Source organism: Mycobacterium sp. E2327 (assembly GCF_001672675.1).
Taxonomy (GTDB): domain Bacteria; phylum Actinomycetota; class Actinomycetes; order Mycobacteriales; family Mycobacteriaceae; genus Mycobacterium.
The window spans coordinates 78,697-98,339 of the sequence record NZ_LZKE01000116.1 but is presented as its reverse complement, the minus strand read 5'-3'; the positions used below and the strand labels follow the sequence as shown (position 1 = coordinate 98,339).

Below are 19,643 nucleotides of genomic sequence, written 5' to 3'. Positions count from 1 at the left end.
TGGCCTAAACCGCTTCACGCCCAGGGGTTTTCGCGTCGCCACACGGTCGGCATGTGCAGCGCGACACCGTCGCTCGCCGCCAGCTCGTCCAGGACCCCGATCGACACGTCCAGGTCGTCGCCCGCATACGGCAAGGCCCGCAACGGCTTTGACAGCGGGCTGAAGAAGTCGTCCCAATGGATCAGGATCACCCGGCGCGCCCCCACGGCGCGCACGGTCTCGGCCCAGTAGTCGAGGATGTAGGACCGTGGCCGCAGGCCCAGCTGTCCGACGGACAGATAGACGGCTTCGGCGCGCCGGCCGTCCAGCGCACCCTTGACGAAACCGGCGCTGCCCTGGATCAGCAGCCGCCGGTCCGACGCGCGATGGTGCACCAGCGTCGACCAGGCCTCACCGCAGCGGTAGGCTGACGCCCGTACCGGTGGGGTCAGCGGCTCGTCGATGGTCCCGGGAAACCGGTCCGGCGGGCAGTGATGGGATTGCACCAGCGTTACGTCGAAGGCGCCCAGGCGAATCGGCTCACCTGGCGTCGCGACGACGATGCGGTCCTCGGGCAGCCCGTATCCGCGGCCGACGTTGGCGGCCGACTCTCCGCCGACCAGCCGCGCGCCGGTGCGGTCGGCGACCAGCGCGGAGTCCAGCACGTGGTCGATGTGGGTGTGCACCGGGATGACCGCCTCCAGCCGGGAGACCTTGGCGCGGGCCAGGCAGCCGTCCACGCGCGCCGGTGACGGCGACACCTTGCCGGCGGCCACCCGCGCCAGGCTGGGGCGCGAGAAGTAGCCGTCGGTCAGTAGCGCCGACGACCCGTCGTCGAGCAGCAGCGTCGCCACACCCATCCAGGTCGCCGCGAGCGCCGCATCGGGTCCCGCCAATGGCACGTCGAACCGGTCCGCGTACCGCGCCAGGTCGGGGCGGCCGAGCTTGGCCCGCATCAGCAGAACGCCCCGATCTCGGCGCCGGCCGCCTCCAGCCGATCGCGCACCACGGTCGCGATCCGCACCGCGCCGGGCGAATCACCATGCACGCAAACCGATTCCACGCTGATGCCGACCTGCGTGCCGTCGGTCGCGGTTACCCGCCCCGAGGCCACCATGGCCAGCACGCGCTCGGCGATCGCCGCCGGATCGTGCAGCACCGCGCCGGGTTCGCGACGCGAGACCAATTGGCCGTCGGGCCGGTACGCGCGGTCCGCGAACGCCTCGCCCACCGTGCGTAAGCCAAGGCGGCCGGCCTCCTCGAAAAACGCCGAACCCGCCATGCCCAGCACCGGCAGCGCCGCGTCCACCAGGTGCACCGCCGCCGCGACAGCCGCCGCCTGTTCTCGGTTGGTCACGATCGTGTTGTACAGCGCGCCATGGGGTTTGACGTAGGACACCGCCGAGCCGGACGCCCGCGCGATCGCCTGCAACGCGCCGATCTGATACACCACGTCGGCGACTAGGTCGTCGGGGGCGACGTCGATGAAGCGTCGGCCGAACCCGGCCAGGTCGCGGTAGCTCACCTGAGCGCCGATGCGCACGCCGCGCTCGGCGGCCGACCGGCACACCCGCAACAGGCCGGCGGGGTCCCCGGCATGGAATCCGCACGCCACGTTGGCGCTGCTGACGATCCCGAGCATGGCGTCGTCGTCGCCGAGGCGCCAGACGCCGAAGCCCTCGCCCAGGTCGGCGTTGAGGTCGATAGCGGCCACCCGCCCAGCTTATGGGGGACGTCAGGCGGGGACCTCGCGGCGTCGCCCGAGGAGCCAACAAAACAGGTAGATGACAAAGGAAATCGCCGCGACGAACACCGACACCGGCACGCCCGGGGCCAGCGAAAGCACGATGCCCCCGACGGCCGCGACCTCGGCGAAGGCCACCGAGGCCACGATCGCCGCCGCCGGCGACGCGATCACCCGCGCCGCAGCGGCCGCCGGTGTGATGAGCAACGACATCACCAGCAGCGCCCCGACGATCTGCACGGCCTGGGCGGCAACCACGCCGACCAGCGCGGCGAACACGATGCCCAGCACGCGGACCGGGACACCGCGCGCGGCCGCGACGTCGGGGTCGACGGTGGCGAACAACAGCGGGCGGTAGCACGTGCCGAGCACGGCGACGACGAGCAGGCAGACCAGCGCCAGCATGGTCAGGCCGGTGTAGCCGACGCCGACGATCTGGCCGGTCAGCAGCGCGAAAGCGGTCCCGGTCCGCCCGGGATAGAGGTGGATGAACAGCACCGCCAGGCCCATCCCGAAGGCCAGGACCACGCCGATCACCGAGTCGCGCTCGCGGGCCCGCTGGCCGAGAACCCCGAACAGCGCCGCCGCCAGGGCGCTGCCGATCAGCGCCCCGGCCCCCACCTCGAACCCGACCAGCAACGCGAAAGCCGCTCCCGTCAGCGACAATTCGCTGGACCCGTGCACCGCGAACGACATCTGGCGCATCACGATGAACGGCCCGATCAGCCCGGCCACCAGACCCAGCAGCGCGCCCGCGGCCACCGCCTGCTGGACGAAGTCGTGGCGGAGCAGGTCGGCGGTGAGGTCAAAGGAGAACAGGTGGTGCAGCATGTCGGCGAGCCGGCGGTTCATCCACCGCACCCGTCGTCCGGCTCACCGACCACCACGTAGCGGTCCCGCACCTTCACCACCTGAATGTCGGCGCGGTACAGCGCCGAGAGCGTCTCGCTGGTCATCACCTGCTCGACGGTGCCGACCTCGAAGCGGCCGTTGACGAGATAGAGCACGCGGTCCACGTACGGCAGGATCGTGTTGATCTCGTGGGTGACGACGATGACGGTGGTTCCGGCCTCGCGGCGGCGCCGGTCGATCAGCGCCGACACCAGCTTCGCGTTCGCCGGGTCCAGGGTCAGCAGCGGTTCGTCGCACAGCAGCAGCATCGGGTCGCTCACCAGCGCCTGGGCGATCCGCACCCGCTGCAGCTCGCCGCCCGACATGACGCCCACCCGGACGCCGGCCAGCTGTTCGCCGTTGACCTGACGCAGCGCCTCGGACACGGCCGCACGGCGGCGGCCCCGCTCGGCGGATCGCAGCGGCGCCGCGCCCCACCGCTGCCCGTCGATGCCCAGCCGCACCAGGTCGCGCCCGCGCAGCATCACCTCGCGGTCGATCGGGCGGTGTTGCGGGACATAGCCGATGCTGCCGCGGCCGGAGGTGATCGGCCGGCCGTCGACCAACGCGACGCCCCCGCTCAGGGGCAGCTGCCCGAGCAGGACCTTGAGCAGCGACGTCTTGCCGCTGCCGTTGGGTCCCAGCACGGCGATGAACTCGCCGGGCCGCACCGACAGGTCGAGGTGGTCCCACAGGACCCGGTCGCCGAACGCCAGCCGGGCGCCGGACAGCGAGACGGTGTGGGCATGGCCGTGGACGGCGGGGACCGCTTCGACAGTCACGGCGGTGCTTATCGGCTCGACCGCAGCGCGGCCAGCAGTTGGTTGACGGTGTCGCGCTGCCAGGTCAGGTAGTCGGTGCCGTCGGGCAGCGTCTCGCTCACCTGGGTGACCGGCACCCCCGCGCGCCGCGCGGCGTCCTGAAGCCCGTTCACCGCGGAGCTGGACGTCTGCGGGTTGATCAGCAGCGCGGCGACCTGCCGGCGTTTGATCATGTCGAGCACCTTGGCCATGTCGGCCGGCGACGGGTCGGTTTCGTTCTCGCTGGCGGCGGCGAACGCGGCCGGGGTGCGGTTCACCAGGCCCGACGCGGCCAGCAGGTACTCCACGTCTGGCTCGGTCGCGATCACTCCGGCGTCGGGATACGCGCCCGCGATGGCGTGCTCGGAGTTCGCGATCGCGTCGGCGGCGCGGCAGAACGCGGCGGCGTTGGCCCGGTAGTCGGCGGCGTTGGCCGGGTCGATGACGGCCATCCGGTCGGCGATCGAGGAGGCGACCGACTTGGCGACGCCCAGGTCGTAAAAGACGTGCTCGTTCGGCGGCTCCCCGTCGGCCGCGGCATGGACGAACGAGTAGGCGTCGACCGATTTGACCCGCGGATGCCTGGTGAGGACCTGGTCCACCCAGGGGTCGTAACCGCCGCCGTTGTAGACGACCAGGGCGGCGTCGGTGAGCGCGGCGGCGTCCGACGGGCTGGCGGTGTACGAGTGCGGATCGGTATCGGAGCCGGTCAGGATGGACTTGACCGCGACGTGGTGGCCGGTGACGGCGCTGGCCACGCTGCCCCACACGTCGGTGGACGCCACCACGGTGGCCGCCTGCGCGCGCGTCGAACCGGCGCAGCCGGTGAGTGCAATCAAGCCGGTCAGGGCAATCAGGACGGCCGAAAGCCGACGCCCCATATTGACTGCCATCCCTGTCCTCTCGCGCCCGCGGCCGACCCATAATACTAATGAAAATCGTTTCCATTAGAAAGTGGCGCAGCGCCGCCTCGTGTGCGCCGACAGCGAACCGCTGTAGCGTCACCGAGCGTGAGTCCCACTCCGCGTCGGCGTGCGACTCTGGCGTCTTTGGCCGACGAACTGAAGGTTTCGCGCACGACGATCTCGAACGCCTTCAACCGGCCGGATCAGCTGTCCGCCGACCTACGTGAACGGGTCCTCGCGACGGCCAAGCGGCTGGGTTATGCGGGACCCGACCCGGTGGCGCGATCGCTACGGACCCGCAAGGCCGGCGCGGTGGGCCTGGTGATGGCCGAACCGTTGACCTATTTCTTCTCCGACCCGGCGGCGCGGGATTTCGTGGCGGGGGTCGCGCAGTCGTGCGAGGAACTCGGTCAGGGCCTGCTGCTGGTCGCCGTCGGCGCGAGCCGCAGCCTCGAGGACGGCACGGCTGCGGTGCTGGGGGCCGGGGTCGACGGCTTCGTGGTGTATTCGGCCTGCAACGACGACCCCTACCTGGAGGTGGTGCTGCAGCGGCGCGTGCCCGTCGTGGTGGTCGACCAGCCCAAGGGCCTAGCCGGAGTGTCCCGGGTGGGCATCGACGACCGGGCGGCCATGCGTGAGCTGGCCGACTACGTGCTCGGGCTCGGACACCGCGAGATCGGTTTGCTGACCATGCGGCTGGGCCGGGAGCGCCGGCAGGGCCTGGTGGACGCCGACCGGTTGCGGTCACCGGCCTTCGACGTGCAACGCGAACGCATCGTCGGCGTGTGGGAGGCGATGACCGCCGCCGGCGTCGACCCGGATTCGCTGACCGTCGTGGAAAGCTACGAGCACCTACCCGAATCGGGAGGCGCCGCCGCCAAGGCGGCGCTGGAGGCCAACCCGCGGATCACGGCGCTGATGTGTACCGCTGACATACTCGCGCTTTCGGCGATGGATTATCTTCGCGCCCATGGCATTTACGTGCCCGGCCAGATGAGCGTCACCGGTTTCGACGGCGTGCCCGAGGCGATCGGGCGCGGCTTGACCACCGTTGCGCAGCCCAGCTTGCAGAAGGGCCATCGGGCGGGCGAACTGCTGATGAGGCCGCCACGCACGGGCCTGCCGGTCGTCGAACTCCTGGACACCGAGCTGATCCGGGGCCGCACCGCCGGACCGCCGGCCTAGCTGGGCTGGTGTTCGCCCAGCAGCAACCGCACGGCCAGGTCCAGCCGTTTGCTGACGTCGGTTGCCGAGGCGCGGCGGGTAAGCCACGCGAGCAGGTTGGACAGCCACACGTCCGAGATCACCCGGGCGATGTGGTACTGGTCCTCGGTCGGTTCGCCGTCGGACATCGCCCGCGCGAACATGCTGTCGATGAGCTTCTCGACCTGGTCGACCTCGCTAGCCGCCGAGGCGTCGGCGAACACGTAGGCCCGCGTCATGGCCTCGGTGAGCAGCGGGTTGCGCTGCATCGCGCGGTTCAGCTTGCCGACCATGAAGTTCAGCCGCTGAAACGGGGTGCCCCCGGCGACCGCGGAGCGGTCGGTTTTCGCATCGATGCGGCTGAACTCCCGGCCCAGCGCCGACACCAGCAAGTGCACCTTCGACGGGAAATACCGGTACAGCGTGCCCACCGCAACGTCGGCCCGGTCGGCGACGGCGCGCATCTGGACCGCCTCGTAGCCGCCCTTGGACGCGATGGCCATGGTGGCGTCCAGGATGCGCTTGCGGCGTTCCCGTTGCGCCTCCGAGCCGAGCTCGGACTCGGCGAGGACCGCCACGTTCATGACCTCGCGTGGCTGCGAGTCAGGCACGTCGGCCGCGTTCGGGTTGGCTGACGACATTTGAGGGCGTGCTCCTTCTCGAGGTGGCTCGTTCGCAAACGATACGCATGCTGGGCGTAAATTTCCCACCTCCCCGCAGCAGGGACAACGACGTGTACTGCTGTAATGGCGTTCGACTTGACGCTCGATCGCTGGCACTATTAGAACACGTTCTAGTGGGCTTTCAAGTAGTCAGAGTGCCCCGTCATCCCAAACCAAGCGCGCGGAGGACCAGAGGGTGGTAGCGACCGTCACCGACGAGCAGTTCGCCGCGCGTGCGCTGGTGCGCGACTGGGCGCGAAGCTCATCAACGAGTGAGGCCGTACGCGAGGTCGAGCAGGGCAACCCCGACGCGTGGCGGCCGGTCTTCGCGGGCCTGGCCGACCTGGGGCTGTTCGGGGTCGCGATCCCGGAGGACCGCGGCGGGGCGGGCGGCAGCATCGAGGATCTGTGCGCGATGGTCGAGGAAGCGGCAAAGGCGCTGGTCGCCGGGCCGGTTGCCACCACCGCCCTGGCCACCCTTGTCGTCGAGGAGCCCGAATTGCTGGCCGCCCTGGCCGCCGGGGAACGCTTCGCCGGGTTGGCGCTGGAAGGCGAGGTGCGGTTCGACAGCCAGACCTCACGCGCGTCGGGCACGCTGCCGTGGGCGCTGGGCGCGGCGGAAGGCGCCGTCGTGCTCCTGCCCGCCGACGGGAAGTGGCTGCTCGTCGACAGCGGCGGCGAGGGTGTGGAGCTCGAGCCGCTGCCGGCCGCCGACTTCTCCCGGCCGCTGGCCCGGGTGGTGCTGACGTCGGCGCCGGTCACGGTCGTCGCGGATTCGGCGCAACGGGTCGAGGAGCTGGCCGCGACCGTCCTGGCGGCCGAGGCCGCCGGCATCACCCGGTGGTCGCTGGACACCGCGGTCGCGTACGCCAAGGTGCGCGAGCAGTTCGGCAAGCCGATCGGCAGCTTCCAGGCCGTCAAGCACCTGTGTGCGGAGATGCTGTGCCGCGCCGAGCAGGCCGGGGTGGCGGCCGCCGACGCCGCCCGGGCCGCGGCCGAGGCCGATCCGGCCCAGTTCTCGATCGCCGCGGCCCTGGCCGCGAGCACAGGCATCGCCGCCGCGAAGGCCAACGTGAAGGACTGCATTCAGGTGCTCGGCGGCATCGGCTGCACCTGGGAGCACGACGCGCACCTGTACCTGCGCCGGGCGCATGCCATCGGGCGGTTCTTGGGTGGCGCCGAGCGTTGGTTGCGCCGCATCACCGAGCTGACGCAGGCGGGGGTGCGACGCCGCCTGGGAATCGACCTCTCCGAGGTCGAGGGGCTGCGACCCGAGATCGCGGCGGCCGTCGCCGAGGTCGCTGCGCTGCCCGAAGAAAAGCGGCAGGTGGCGTTGGCCGAGGCCGGCCTGCAGGCGCCGCACTGGCCGCCGCCGTACGGGCGCGGCGCCTCCCCGGCCGAGCAGCTGTTGATCGACCAGGAGATGGCGGCGGCCGGCGTGGTGCGCCCCGACCTGGTGATCGGCTGGTGGGCGGCGCCCACCATCCTCGAGCACGGCACGCCCGAACAGGTCGAGCGCTTCGTCCCGGCCACCCTGCGCGGCGAATTCCTTTGGTGCCAACTGTTTTCCGAGCCGGGGGCCGGCTCCGACCTGGCGTCGCTGCGCACCAAGGCGGTCCGTGGCGAGGGCGGCTGGCTGCTCACCGGGCAGAAGGTGTGGACGTCCGCCGCCCACAAGGCGCGGTGGGGCGTGTGCCTGGCGCGCACCGACCCCGACGCCCCGAAGCACAAGGGCATCACCTACTTCCTGGTGGACATGAAATCGCCGGGCCTCGAGATCCGGCCGCTGCGTGAGATCACCGGCGACTCGCTGTTCAACGAGGTTTTCCTGGACAACGTGTTCGTCCCCGACGAAATGGTGGTCGGCGCGGTGAACGACGGCTGGCGGCTGGCCCGCACCACCCTGGCCAACGAGCGGATCGCGATGGCCTCCGGAACCGCGCTGGGCAACCCGATGGAAGAACTGCTCAGGGTGCTGGCGGAGATCGACCTGGACGTGTCTCAGCAAGACAAGCTTGGCCGTTTACTCGCCACTGCCGCGGTCGGCGCGCTGCTGGACCAGCGCATCGCCCAGCTCGCCGTCGGCGGCCGGGACCCGGGCGCGCAGTCCAGCGTGCGCAAGCTCATCGGCGTCCGCTACCGGCAGGCGTTGGCCGAATACGCGATGGACGTCGCGGAGGGCGGCGGCCTGGTCCGCAACCAAGCGGTCTTCGACTTCCTCAACACCCGCTGCCTCACCATCGCCGGCGGGACCGAGCAGATCCTGCTCACCGTCGCCGCGGAGCGGCTTCTCGGCCTGCCGCGGTAGGCGCCCGCTTCGCCGAGCCTGTAATTCTGCAGGCCGCTACTCGGGCTTTGTCTGCAGATTTACAGGCTCGGCGATGGGGAACCTACGAAAACGTCGTCTGCGCGCAGGTGCTGGGCGAGGTGATGTTGACCCCGCCGTAGACCACCTGGATGTGGGTGCAGAGGATCACGCTGATATCGGTCTTGGACTGGCCCGTCTGCCAGTCGGCGGAGTCGATGCGGCCGGACGTCTGGTACTTGTCCGGCGGCCCCTCCCCGAAGTAGACGGTGGTGATCTCGTCGGAGCCCATCGCCTTGTGAACCCTTTCGAATTGGCCGTTGGCGTGGGTGTCCAGGTAGGCCAGCCGGTTCGGTGACCGAACCTCGGTGGTCTGGCGGGCCCACAGGCCCGGCGGGAAGCCGGTCACGCCGTCGGGCGTGCGGGTATCCGCGCCGACGGTGAAGTCGCAGTGGCCGTCGGCCCTGATGCAGTTGAGGAAGGCGTGCGTCTCGAGCTGGTTGGGCCCGTCCAGCGGGAACAGGCTGGTGGCCTCGTTGCTCGCGGCGAACGCAACGGGACTGGGCAGCAACGCCAGCATGGCCCCGACGACCGCAAAGCCCGGTAATAGCCGCTTCATCGGCGCCCCCTTCCGGTTCGCTACGCGCCTATTCGTCGTAGGTGACTTCCACCGAATCAGATTCGGGGCGAGATTGACAGGCCAAAATCAGGCCGTCGTCGAGGTCCTGTTGCTCCAGGACGTCGTTGACCTCCATGTTGACCTTGCCGCTGCGCAGGGTGCAGGCGCACGCGCCGCAGTGCCCCTCCCGGCACGAAAAAGGGGCGTCGAGACCCTTGGCGAGCAGGACGTCGAGCAGCTTGGCGTGGCGCGGCCACGACACGGTGTGCGTCTCGCCGTCCAGCTCCACCACCGCGGTGGCCGGGGGCTGGTCGCCTTCGGCGGTGTCGGAGATCTTGACCGCCGCGAACGGATCGGACTCCAGCGACTTGAACACCTCGATATGCACCTGCGCCGCAGGCACTTTCAGCCCCTCCAGCGCGACGCGCGCCGCATCCATGAAAGGGCCTGGCCCACAGATGAATACGGGCCGGTCGGTGTAGGGCGCGGCCAGCTTCGCGAGCGACGTCGCACCGGGCAGGCCCTGCAACGATTCCAACCAGTGCAGAACGGTGAGCCGCTCGGGGTACTTCGCCGACAGCTCGCGCAGCGCCTCGGCGAAGATCACCGAGCGGTCGTCGCGGTTGGCGTAGAGCAGCGTCACCTGACCGCTGCCCTCGGCGAGCGCCGACTTGCAGATCGAGATGATCGGGGTGATCCCGCTGCCGGCGGCCATCAGCAGGAAGTCGTCGTCGAGCGTCTTGGGCACGAAGTTGCCCGACGGCGCCAGCACGTGGATGCGCATGCCCGCCTGCGCGTGCTCGCACAGCCAGTTCGACGCGTACCCGTCCGCGGTGCGCTTGACCGTGACCGTGAGCGCGTCGTCGGTGAACGGCGAGCTGCACAGCGAGTAGCAACGCGCCACCGACCCGGTGCGCTCGCTCGGAACCCGCAGCGTCAGGAACTGGCCCGGCGCGTAGCGCAGCCGCTCCGGCGGGATGCCCGGATCGCCGGGTGCGTCCGGCACGGCGAACACCAGCGACCGCGCCTCGTCGGTCTCCGCGATCACCTCGGCGATCTGCAGTTCGAGGACGTGGTCACCCAGCGGTTCGTCGGGAATCGCTTCCGTCAAGCCCCGTCCCTTCCTTTCGACACAACTAGAACATGTTACAGAAAAGCGGATATATACCGCTACCAGCCGCAGGAATACCCTGCTCGACACGAATCGGAACGTGTTCTAGTCTTCTGTGTTAAGTCCGTACTCTCGGGAGGCAACGTAAGTGACGTCCATTCAACAGCGTGACGCGCAGTCGGTGTTAACGGCCATCGATGATCTGCTGCCGCGGATTCGGGAGCGCGCCCAGGCGACGGAGGACCTGCGCCGGCTGCCCGACGAGACGGTCCAGGAGCTCGAGGACATCGGTTTCTTCACCCTGTTGCAGCCCGAGCAGTGGGGTGGTCTGCAGTGCGACCCCACGCTCTTCTACGAGGCCGTGCGCCGGCTCGCGAGCGCGTGTGGGTCGACCGGCTGGGTGAGCTCGATCATCGGCGTGCACAACTGGCACCTGGCGCTGTTCGACCAGCAGGCCCAGGAGGAGGTCTGGGGCGAGGACACCAAGACGCGGATCTCGTCGTCTTACGCCCCGATGGGCGCCGGCGTCGTCACCGACGGCGGCTACCTGGTGAACGGCTCGTGGAACTGGTCGTCGGGCTGCGATCACGCGACGTGGACGTTCGTCGGTGGGCCGGTCATCAAGGACGGCCGGCCGGTGGACTTCGGCAGCTTCCTCATCCCGCGCAGCGAGTACCGCATCGACGACGTGTGGCACGTCGTCGGGCTGAAGGGCACCGGCAGCAACACCCTGGTGGTCAAGGACGTCTTCGTGCCCCGGCACCGGTTCCTGTCCTACAAGGCGATGAACGACGGCACCGCAGGGGGATATGCGACCAACACCGCCCCTGTTTACAAGATGCCTTGGGGCACAATGCATCCCACCACCATCTCGGCGCCGATCGTCGGCATGGCCTATGGCGCGTACGACGCGCACGTCGAGCACCAGGGCAAGCGGGTGCGCGCGGCGTTCGCCGGGGAGAAGGCCAAGGACGACCCGTTCGCCAAGGTCCGCATCGCCGAGGCGGCAAGCGACATCGACGCGGCGTGGCGCCAGCTGTCCGGCAACGTCGCCGACGAGTACGCGCTGCTGGCCGCGGGCAAGGAGATCCCGTTCGAGCTGCGGGCCCGCGCCCGCCGCGACCAGGTGCGCGCCACCGGGCGCTCGATCGCCGCGATCGACCGGCTGTTCGAGGCGTCCGGCGCCACCGCGCTGGCCAACGACCAACCGGTGCAACGATTCTGGCGCGACGCGCACGCCGGCCGGGTGCACGCCGCCAACGACCCCGAGCGCGCCTACGTGATCTTCGGGAACAACGAGTTCGGGTTGCCGCCCGGCGACACGATGGTCTGATGACCACTGCCACGGGGGAGCTCACGTTCGAGTCCACCTCGCGCTTCGCCGAGGTGGACGTCGACGGGCCGCTGAAGCTGCACTACCACGAGGCCGGAACCGGCAACGATCAGACGGTGGTGCTGCTACACGGCGGCGGTCCGGGCGCGTCGAGCTGGACCAACTTCGCACGCAACATCGCGGTGCTGGCCGAGCATTTCCACGTGCTGGCCGTTGATCAGCCCGGCTACGGGCACTCCGACAAACGCGCCGAGCACGGGCAGTTCAACCGTTACGCCGCGCGGGCGCTCAACGGGCTCTTCGACCAGCTGGGCCTGGGACGCGTTCCGCTGGTGGGCAATTCGCTGGGCGGCGGCACCGCGGTACGGTTCGCCCTCGACTACCCCGACCGCGCCGGGCGGCTGGTGCTGATGGGCCCCGGCGGGTTGAGCGTGAACCTGTTCGCGCCCGACCCCACCGAGGGAGTCAAACGGCTGGGCAAGTTCTCCGTCGAACCCACCCGGGAGAACCTGGAGGCCTTCCTGCGGGTGATGGTCTACGACCAGAAGCTGATCACCCCCGAGCTGATCGATCAGCGCTTCGCGTTGGCCAGCACGCCGGAATCGCTGACCGCGACCCGCGCGATGGGAATGTCTTTCGCCGGGGCCGACTTTGAGCTCGGCATGATGTGGCGCGAGGTGTATCAGCTGCGCCAGCCGGTGCTGCTGATCTGGGGGCGCGAGGACCGGGTCAACCCGCTGGACGGCGCGCTGGTCGCGCTGAAGACGATTCCGCGTGCGCAGCTCCACGTTTTCGGGCAATGTGGGCACTGGGCGCAGGTGGAGAAGTTCGACGAATTCAACAAGCTGACCATTGATTTCCTGGGAGGCGGACGATGAGTATCCGGTCGTTGGGCTATCTGCGCATCGAGGCCACCGACATGGCCGCCTGGCGCGAGTATGGCCTGAAGGTGCTGGGCATGCTCGAGGGGAAGGGCAGCACCGAGGGCGCGCTCTACCTGCGCATGGACGATTTCCCGGCGCGGCTGGTCATCGTGCCCGGGGAGCACGACCGGCTCTCGGAGGCCGGCTGGGAATGCGCCAACGCCGAAGGGCTGCAAGAGATCCGGAACCGGCTCGACGTGGAGGGCACGCCGTATAAGGAGGCCACAGCTGCCGAACTCGCGGACCGCCGGGTGGACGAGATGATCCGCTTCTCCGACCCGTCGGGCAACTGCCTCGAGGTGTTCCACGGAGCCGCGCTGGAACACCGCCGCGTGGTCAGCCCATACGGGCACAAGTTCGTCACCGGGGAGCAGGGCCTGGGGCACGTGGTGCTGACCACCCGCGACGACGACGAGACGTTGCACTTCTACCGCGACGTGCTGGGTTTCAAGCTGCGCGACTCCATGCGCCTGCCGCCGCAGGTGGTCGGCCGGCCCGCGGACGGGGCGCCGGTCTGGCTGCGGTTCTTGGGCTGCAACCCGCGCCACCACAGCCTCGCCTTCATGCCCGGGCAGACCCCCAGCGGCATCGTGCACCTGATGGTGGAGGTGGAAAACGCCGACGACGTGGGCCTGTGCCTGGACCGGGCGCTACGCCGCAAGGTGCCGATGTCGGCCACGCTGGGCCGCCACGTCAACGACCTGATGTTGTCGTTCTACATGAAGACGCCCGGCGGGTTCGACGTCGAATTCGGCTGCGAGGGGCGGCAAGTGGCGGACGACGACTGGATCGCCCGGGAGAGCACCGCCGTGAGCCTGTGGGGCCACGACTTCACGGTTGGCTTCCGAGCCTAGCCCGAGGCAACCATGTCGGCACAGATCGATCCGCGGGCCTTCCGGCAGGTGCTGGGTCAGTTCTGCACCGGGATCACCATCATCACCACCGTGCATGACGACGTGCCGATCGGCTTCGCCTGCCAGTCCTTCGCGGCGCTGTCCCTGGACCCGCCGCTGGTGCTGTTCTGCCCGACGAAGGTGTCGCGGTCCTGGAAGGCCATCGAGGCCAGCGGCCGGTTCTGCGTCAACGTGCTGACCGAAAAGCAGAAGGACGTCTCGGCCCGGTTCGGCTCGAAGGAGCCCGACAAGTTCGCCGGGATCGACTGGCACCCTTCGGAATTGGGTTCGCCGATCATCGACCGGTCGCTGGCCTACATCGATTGCACGGTGGCGTCCGTGCACGACGGCGGGGACCACTTCGTGGTGTTCGGTGCCGTGCAGTCGCTCTCGGAGGCTCCCAAGATCAAGCCGCGGCCGCTGCTGTTCTATCGCGGTGACTACACCGGCATCGAACCGGACAAGACGACGCCCGCCCAATGGCGCGACGACCTGGAAGCGTTCCTCACCACGACCACCCAGGACACCTGGCTCTAGTTCTTTCGCCGCGACCCTAACCACACTGCGAAATTTCGGCCGCGTTTGCGCAGTGTGGTTAGGCTCGCGAACCGACAAACCGCATGTTTGGCGCCCGCCGCCTTGCGGGCATCCGGTGGGGTATGCGCTCATCAGCCACCCGAGCGTTGACCGATTATCTCAACGCCCAAATCGACGAGATAGAAAACGGCGACGAGGAGTTGCGTCACGGCGGTGGCGAAGACCCCGTGCACGACACCCGCGTGGCGATCCGGCGGTTGCGGAGCACCCTGCGCGTCTTCGCCAAACTGCTGGACCGCCAAAGGGTCGGCGACGCCGACGGCGAACTCAAATGGTTCGCGGCGCTAGTCGGCGACGTTCGCGATTGCGAGGTCCAGGAGCGCCGATTCGCCAAGGCGCTGGATCGCATACCCGACGAGCTGATCCTCGGTCCCGTCCGGTCGCGAATCCGCAACGACCTGCGAGCGATCGAGCTCCCCGCCCGCGCCAGGCTGGACGAGGCCATGGATTCCGACCGTTACCGCGCGCTGCTGACCGTGCTGCGCGACTGGCGCTACGAACCGCCCGTCGCACAACAGATCTCGGCCGCGGCACTGCGCAAGCGAGCCCGGCGAGCGGAGCGCAAGGCGGATCGGCGGCTTGCCGAAGCGCTCGGATCCGACGACAACGAACTGCTGCATCGAGCGCGCAAGGCCGCCAAGCGCGCCCGCTACGCCGCCGAACTGCGCAATCCCCTGGACAAGCGAGCCAAGCGGACTGTCAAGCACTACAAGCGGATTCAAAGCCTGCTCGGCGACCACCAAGACACCGTCGTCGCGACTCAGAGACTTCGGCAGATGGCGTTGGCCGCGGGAACGGCCTTGGGGGAGAACGGCTTCAGCTACGGCATGCTGTACGCGCGCGAACAGCAACTCGCCGGCCAATGCCGGGAAGACGCCCTACAACTGGTGTAGACGACCGCGCCCGGTGGCCCGCTGAGGGGGCGGGCCACCGGGACTGGCCGGCCGGCCCGGGGCTTAGGCGCGGTGTTGCCTGGTCGCTTCCGCGTTGGTCTCCCGTGACGTGTCATGCCGCGCTTCGTCGCGGCCGTCGGCGGGCGTCTCACGCGTGTCGGTGCGCGTCTGCGGGTCGATCTTCTCGGCGCGCTTCAACTGGTCCTCGAGTTCCTCGCGCGACGTCGCCGCGTCGTTCTGATGGCTGGCGGCGCGTTCCTGCAACCTGGCGGCTTCGGCGGCCTTGGCTTCGGCCTCCGCCTGCGCGGCCCGCGCCTTGGCGGCCGTTTCATCGGCAAGGGCTTGCCGCCGCTCGGCCCTGCTCGTCGTGACCCTGGCCTGTTCGCGAATCTCCTCGGCCTGCCGCACCCGCCGGCGGCGCGCCGCCGCCCTCGCGGCAAAGATCGCGGCGGCGATCACGAGAACCGCCGCGACCACGGCGATCACAATCCACATGGTGCTCGTATTCATAGGGGGCTCCGTCGGTTCGTCTGGGTAGCTGCTGCAGCCCGTCCGTACCGGGGTCCCCATATTTGACAGGAATAAAACAACCGGGCGTTTGGCCAGGCAGGCGTCGTGGCTACCGGAAGTCGAGCGCCTCGACCGTCGCGATGGGGCCCTCGTGGGTCGGCCGATTCGCCCCGCCGATGCAGTAGACGGTGTTGCTGACCGTCGCCACCACCTCGGCGTGACGCGGCGTCGGCATGGGGGCCAACGTGGTCCATTTGCCGTCGGCAATCTCGTACATCTCGACCACGTTCAGCACCATCGTCGGTTCCTCGCCACCGACCACCACGATGCGCCCGTCGATGTACGTGGCGCCGTAGCTTCCGCGCGGCGTCGGCATGCCCACCAATCTCTTCCACGACCCGGATACCGGATCGAAGCGTTCCAGCGCCGCGGAGTTCTTGTCGGAGGAAAGGAACCTGCCCCCGATGGCGTACACGTAGGTGCCGTCCGACACCGCGGCCAGGTGTTCGCGCGCGGTGGGCATGTCGGGGGCATCGGTCCACGAACTTCCGTCGAAGACCTCGGTTTGCGGGACCAGCTGTTTGGCGTTCTGCCCGCCGACGACGACGAGCTTGTCGCCGGCCACCGCCGCGGCCGGCGCGGCCCGGGCGTGCGTGAGGCTGGGCAGTTCCACCCAGTTGCCGCCGCGCAGCGCGAAGACCCGGTTGGACCCGTCCGCGATGTTGTCGCTGGCACCTCCGAGCACCACAACCTCACCGCGGTAGGTCGCCGCGGCCGCGTGGTGCAGCGGGATGGGCAACGGGGGCCCGGTCTCCCAGGCGCCGGTGCGCGGCTCGTAGCTCTCGACGGTCGTGAGGGCGACGCCGTCCCGCAGGCCGCCCATGATCCAGATCTTGTCGCCCAGCACGGTCCACGCCATCATCAGCCGCGGGGTCGGCGCGTCGGGCAGGGAACGCCATTGAGACGCGGGCTGGATCTCGCGGGGCGGCAGCTTCAGCGCTTCGGCCTCCGAAATCACCTGGCTGTCCCCAACGGCCGTCGACCCGCCGATCGCGTACACGGACTTCTCCACCGCGGCGACGGCCATCCCGTGTCGCGCCGTCGCCATGTCCGGCAGGGCGTCCCAGTGCCTCGTCATGAGGTCGAACACCGAGACGCTCTTGAGAACCCGTCCTCCCGACACGCCCCCGACGGCGACCAGCCGCCCGTCGGCGATGGCCACGCCGAGGTCGCTGCGGGATTGGGGAAGCGCCGGCATCGTCGTCCAGGTTTTCGCGGCCGGGTCGTATGCCTCGACCATCGTCAGGTCGGAGTCGCCGGTGGTTCCCCCGACCGCATACACCAGCCTTCCGTCCGACGCCGCGGCCAGCATCTGGCGCGGGGTCGGTATGGGGGCGCCCAGGCTCCAGGTGTTGCCGTCGAAGACCTCGGTGGTGCTCAGCAGGGCCCCGCCGGCGTCGACTCCGCCGGTGACGACGAGGCGGTCTCCGACCACCGCCGCGGCCGCGGCGGCCCTGGGCGCCAACAGGTGTGGCAGTTCGACCCAGCGGCTGTTGACCACCCGCCAAACCTGGTCGCTGGCAACCTTTTTGCCGTTGACGGTCTTCCAGCCGCCGAGGACGACCGGGTTGCCCTGCCAGGTGACGGCCGACGCGTGTTGCAGCGCCACCGGCAGGTCGTCGCCGCCCTTCCATTCGTCGATGGCGGGGTCGTAGCCCTCGTGCTTGGTCGTGGGGTTGCCGTCGCCTCGGATGCCGCCGAAGACCCAGATCGTGCCGTCGGCCTGGGTGGTGGCGACCGCATCGCGCGCGACGCGGGCGTTGGTGATCGGCTTCCAGGCGAGGGGCGCCTGGGTCGGTGGGCCGGCGGTCTTGTGCGTGCCGTCGTCGGGCCGCAGCCACAGGAACACGGCGCCCACGACCAACAGCACCACGACGGCCGCCGCCAGGGCGATGCGACTGCGCCTCTTGCCCGGTTGGGCGAACCACTCCCGGATGCGCAGCGCTACGGGCTTGCGCCAGGGGGGCGGCGCCGGAGGCTGTTCGGGACCGCTCGGCGCGCTCGGCGGGCCGCCGGACGACGCCTGCGGCTGCGTTTCCGCGGCGTGCCCGCTGCGCAGGACGCTGGCCGCGGCGGAAAACTCATCATGACCGGAGGGGCCCGACGGGGTGGGGGGCGTGGCCGCGATTGCGTCGTCCCGGGCGACCGGCGCCCCGATCGGCGAAGTCGGCCGCGTTTCCCCGCCGTTGGAGGAGGGGGCGGCGTCGACGGCCGCTCGACCCAGCCCGCCGATCGCCATCGCGTCGGGTTTGAGGCCGTTGACGCGCTGCGCGGCCTGCAACTCGCGGCCGAATTCTTCGGCCGAGGCGGGCCGGTCGGCCGGGTCGAGCGACATCGCCCTCTCGATCGCCGAGCACACGGCGTCCGGGATGCCCTCGGGGCGCAGGTCCGGGACCCCGGTTGTGCTGATCCGCAGGTACTGCGCGATCAGGTCCTCGCCCTTCCGGCGCTCGTGGGGCGCGTTGCCGACGATGAGCGCATAGATGGTGGCGCCCAGCGAGTACATGTCGGCCGCGACCGTCGCCGGGCTGCCGGTCATCACCTCCGGCGCCGTGTAGTCGATGGTGCCGGAGAAGAACCCGGTCGCCGTCTCGTAACCGCCTTCGATGTGGGCGATGCCGAAATCGCTCAACTGCGGCTCGCCGTAGTCGTTGATCAATATGTTGGCCGGCTTGATGTCGCGGTGCAGCGTTCCGGTCCGGTGCGCGGTTTCCAGTGCGCCGCAGAGCTTTACACCGATGCGCAGGGCGTCGGGCCAGGATAGCGGTCCCTCGCGGCGCAACCGGACCGCCAGCGAATCCGCGGCGTGGTAGGGCATGACGATGTACGGCCGGTTGCTGGTGGTCACCCCGACCCGCAGGATGTTGACTATGTTCGGGTGCCCGGACAGCCCGCCCATCGCGTAGCCCTCGCGCAGGAACCGTTCCCGGCTCTCCTCGTCCATGTGCGACGGCAGCAGCTTCACCGCGACGTTTCGGCCCAGCGCCGTCTCGTAACAGCGGTAGATCACCCCGGCCCCACCCCGCGCGACCTGCTGCGCATCCTCGAATCCGGCGGCCGCCAGCTCCGCGGCGATCCCGCCGGATACCGACGCCACGCCGTCGGACTTGGGTTCTTCGGGCATTCCTGGGCGCTTAACCTCCCGTACATACAGCTCAGAGAGCTCAAGAGTATCGCCCGTGACCTCGCGGGAGTATCTTTCGGCGACCATCGTTATCAAGCCAAAACGTGGCGGCCGACCGCCCGAGGATGCAACGGGTTTGGCACGAGCCTTCGAGGGGATGCTCGGGCCAGAATGGCGATATGACGTTGGATCTGAAGGAATATTTCGAACGCATCGATTTTCACGGCGTTGCCGAGCCGACGCTCGACGCGCTGCAGGCGCTGGTGAGCGCTCACACGCGCGCGATCCCGTTCGAGAACCTCGATCCGCTGATGGGAACGCCAGTCGATGACCTCTCCCCAGATGCCCTGACGGACAAGCTGGTTCACCGCCGCCGCGGCGGCTATTGCTACGAGCAGAACGGGCTGATGGGTTATGTGCTCTCGGAGCTCGGCTTTCGGGTGCGGCGACTGGCGGGTCGGGTGATCTGGATGCTCCCGCCCGACGCCCCGTTTCCGGCGCAGACCCATACCGTGCTGGCGGTGACGTTCCCCGGCTCCCAGGGGTCTTACCTCGTCGACGTCGGCTTCGGCGGGCAGACACCGACCTCCCCGATCCGGATCGAGACCGGCAACGTCCAACAAACCACGCTCGAGCCGTACCGACTGGAGGACCGCGGCGACGGGCTGGTGCTGCAGGCGCAGATCCGCGGCGAATGGGCGCCGCTGTATGAGTTCGCGACCCGCACCGCACCGGCGATCGACCTGAAGGTCGGCAGCTGGTTCGTCTCGACCCACCCGTCGTCACATTTCGTGACCGGCCTGACGGCCGCGCGGGTCACCGACGACGCACGATGGAACCTGGCCGGGCGCCACCTGACCGTCCACCGCGCCGACGGCAGCGAGAAAACCCTGCTGGCCGACGCCGCCGCCGTCGTCGAAATCCTCGGCGAGCGGTTCGGTATAAATGTTGCCGATCTGGGTGATCGTGGCGCGCTCGAGGCCCGCCTCGACAAGGTCCTCGGGCCCTGACGTCGATTTCCAAGTGATCCGCGGCGCGCCCATTGTTCGACGTGACGACCGCCATACCCCCGCAAATGCGGCGAATAATAA

At 69.4% G+C, this 19,643-nt stretch carries 18 protein-coding genes; 8 read left to right on the top strand and 10 right to left on the bottom strand.

Annotation, left to right across the window (positions count from 1 at the left end; translation table 11 throughout):
* Positions 1-14: 14 nt before the first annotated feature.
* Genes A5712_RS13610 through A5712_RS13590 form a run of 5 tightly spaced genes read right to left on the bottom strand, consistent with a single transcriptional unit; the run spans position 15 to position 4,307 of the window.
* Positions 15-935, bottom strand: a complete 921-nt coding sequence (locus A5712_RS13610; protein ID WP_068105670.1) for an MBL fold metallo-hydrolase — start codon at positions 933-935, stop codon at positions 15-17.
* Positions 935-1,693, bottom strand: a complete 759-nt coding sequence (locus A5712_RS13605) for a LamB/YcsF family protein (protein WP_068105667.1) — start codon at positions 1,691-1,693, stop codon at positions 935-937. The genes A5712_RS13610 and A5712_RS13605 overlap by 1 nt, the downstream gene beginning before the upstream one ends.
* A 21-nt stretch (positions 1,694-1,714) precedes the next feature.
* Complete coding sequence (locus A5712_RS13600; RefSeq protein WP_068105664.1) at positions 1,715-2,575, bottom strand: metal ABC transporter permease; 861 nt, start codon at positions 2,573-2,575, stop codon at positions 1,715-1,717.
* Positions 2,572-3,396, bottom strand: a complete 825-nt coding sequence (locus A5712_RS13595; RefSeq protein ID WP_068105661.1) for a metal ABC transporter ATP-binding protein — start codon at positions 3,394-3,396, stop codon at positions 2,572-2,574. Before A5712_RS13595 ends, A5712_RS13600 begins: the two co-directional genes overlap by 4 nt.
* 8 nt (positions 3,397-3,404) lie before the next feature.
* Positions 3,405-4,307, bottom strand: coding sequence for a metal ABC transporter solute-binding protein, Zn/Mn family (locus tag A5712_RS13590; RefSeq protein ID WP_068105657.1), 903 nt, complete (start codon positions 4,305-4,307; stop codon positions 3,405-3,407).
* 117 nt (positions 4,308-4,424) lie between these two features.
* Between A5712_RS13590 and A5712_RS13585 the strand changes: the two genes are divergently transcribed.
* Complete coding sequence (locus A5712_RS13585) at positions 4,425-5,504, top strand: LacI family DNA-binding transcriptional regulator (protein WP_068105654.1); 1,080 nt, start codon at positions 4,425-4,427, stop codon at positions 5,502-5,504.
* Here the strand turns inward: A5712_RS13585 and kstR are convergent.
* Positions 5,501-6,100 carry a cholesterol catabolism transcriptional regulator KstR gene (gene kstR, locus A5712_RS13580; protein WP_197519380.1) on the bottom strand — a complete coding sequence of 200 codons (600 nt, stop codon included), beginning with the start codon at positions 6,098-6,100 and terminating at the stop codon, positions 5,501-5,503. The genes A5712_RS13585 and kstR overlap by 4 nt on opposite strands.
* A gap of 280 nt (positions 6,101-6,380) precedes the next feature.
* Here kstR and A5712_RS13575 point away from each other — a divergent pair, with 280 nt between their 5' ends.
* Positions 6,381-8,492 carry an acyl-CoA dehydrogenase gene (locus A5712_RS13575; protein WP_068105653.1) on the top strand — a complete coding sequence of 704 codons (2,112 nt, stop codon included), beginning with the start codon at positions 6,381-6,383 and terminating at the stop codon, positions 8,490-8,492.
* Positions 8,493-8,574: 82 nt separating this feature from the next.
* On the opposite strand, the gene A5712_RS13570 is transcribed toward A5712_RS13575, so the two are convergent.
* Together A5712_RS13570 and A5712_RS13565 are read right to left on the bottom strand one after the other, a co-directional pair.
* Positions 8,575-9,108, bottom strand: a complete 534-nt coding sequence (locus A5712_RS13570; protein WP_068105649.1) for a hypothetical protein — start codon at positions 9,106-9,108, stop codon at positions 8,575-8,577.
* A 28-nt stretch (positions 9,109-9,136) separates the two neighbouring features.
* The gene (locus tag A5712_RS13565) at positions 9,137-10,219 is read right to left on the bottom strand and encodes a ferredoxin--NADP reductase (RefSeq protein ID WP_068105646.1); all 1,083 of its coding nucleotides are present in this window, start codon (positions 10,217-10,219) and stop codon (positions 9,137-9,139) included.
* A 148-nt stretch (positions 10,220-10,367) separates the two neighbouring features.
* Between A5712_RS13565 and hsaA the strand changes: the two genes are divergently transcribed.
* The 5 genes from hsaA (at position 10,368) to A5712_RS13540 (ending at position 14,858) form a co-directional block, all read left to right on the top strand.
* Complete coding sequence (gene hsaA / locus A5712_RS13560) at positions 10,368-11,552, top strand: 3-hydroxy-9,10-secoandrosta-1,3,5(10)-triene-9,17-dione monooxygenase oxygenase subunit (RefSeq protein WP_068105642.1); 1,185 nt, start codon at positions 10,368-10,370, stop codon at positions 11,550-11,552.
* Positions 11,552-12,430, top strand: a complete 879-nt coding sequence (gene hsaD / locus A5712_RS13555; RefSeq protein ID WP_068105639.1) for a 4,5:9,10-diseco-3-hydroxy-5,9,17-trioxoandrosta-1(10),2-diene-4-oate hydrolase — start codon at positions 11,552-11,554, stop codon at positions 12,428-12,430. The genes hsaA and hsaD overlap by 1 nt, the downstream gene beginning before the upstream one ends.
* Entirely contained in the window at positions 12,427-13,329 is a 903-nt protein-coding gene (hsaC, locus tag A5712_RS13550; RefSeq protein WP_068105635.1) for an iron-dependent extradiol dioxygenase HsaC, read from the top strand. The genes hsaD and hsaC overlap by 4 nt, the downstream gene beginning before the upstream one ends.
* Before the next feature lie 12 nt (positions 13,330-13,341).
* Positions 13,342-13,905 (top strand): 3-hydroxy-9,10-secoandrosta-1,3,5(10)-triene-9,17-dione monooxygenase reductase subunit, encoded by a 564-nt coding sequence (gene hsaB, locus A5712_RS13545; RefSeq protein ID WP_067153275.1) that lies wholly within the window; start codon positions 13,342-13,344, stop codon positions 13,903-13,905.
* A 122-nt stretch (positions 13,906-14,027) separates the two neighbouring features.
* A complete protein-coding gene (locus A5712_RS13540) occupies positions 14,028-14,858 on the top strand; it encodes a CHAD domain-containing protein (RefSeq protein ID WP_197519378.1) in 831 nt (276 codons plus the stop codon).
* A gap of 63 nt (positions 14,859-14,921) precedes the next feature.
* Here A5712_RS13540 and A5712_RS13535 read toward each other — a convergent pair whose 3' ends face one another.
* Both A5712_RS13535 and A5712_RS13530 read right to left on the bottom strand, forming a co-directional pair.
* Complete coding sequence (locus tag A5712_RS13535) at positions 14,922-15,368, bottom strand: hypothetical protein (RefSeq protein ID WP_068105629.1); 447 nt, start codon at positions 15,366-15,368, stop codon at positions 14,922-14,924.
* A 109-nt stretch (positions 15,369-15,477) separates the two neighbouring features.
* Positions 15,478-18,552, bottom strand: a complete 3,075-nt coding sequence (locus tag A5712_RS13530) for a serine/threonine-protein kinase (protein WP_068105620.1) — start codon at positions 18,550-18,552, stop codon at positions 15,478-15,480.
* A 179-nt stretch (positions 18,553-18,731) separates the two neighbouring features.
* Between A5712_RS13530 and A5712_RS13525 the strand changes: the two genes are divergently transcribed.
* Positions 18,732-19,562 carry an arylamine N-acetyltransferase gene (locus tag A5712_RS13525; RefSeq protein ID WP_068105617.1) on the top strand — a complete coding sequence of 277 codons (831 nt, stop codon included), beginning with the start codon at positions 18,732-18,734 and terminating at the stop codon, positions 19,560-19,562.
* Positions 19,563-19,643: the final 81 nt, after the last annotated feature.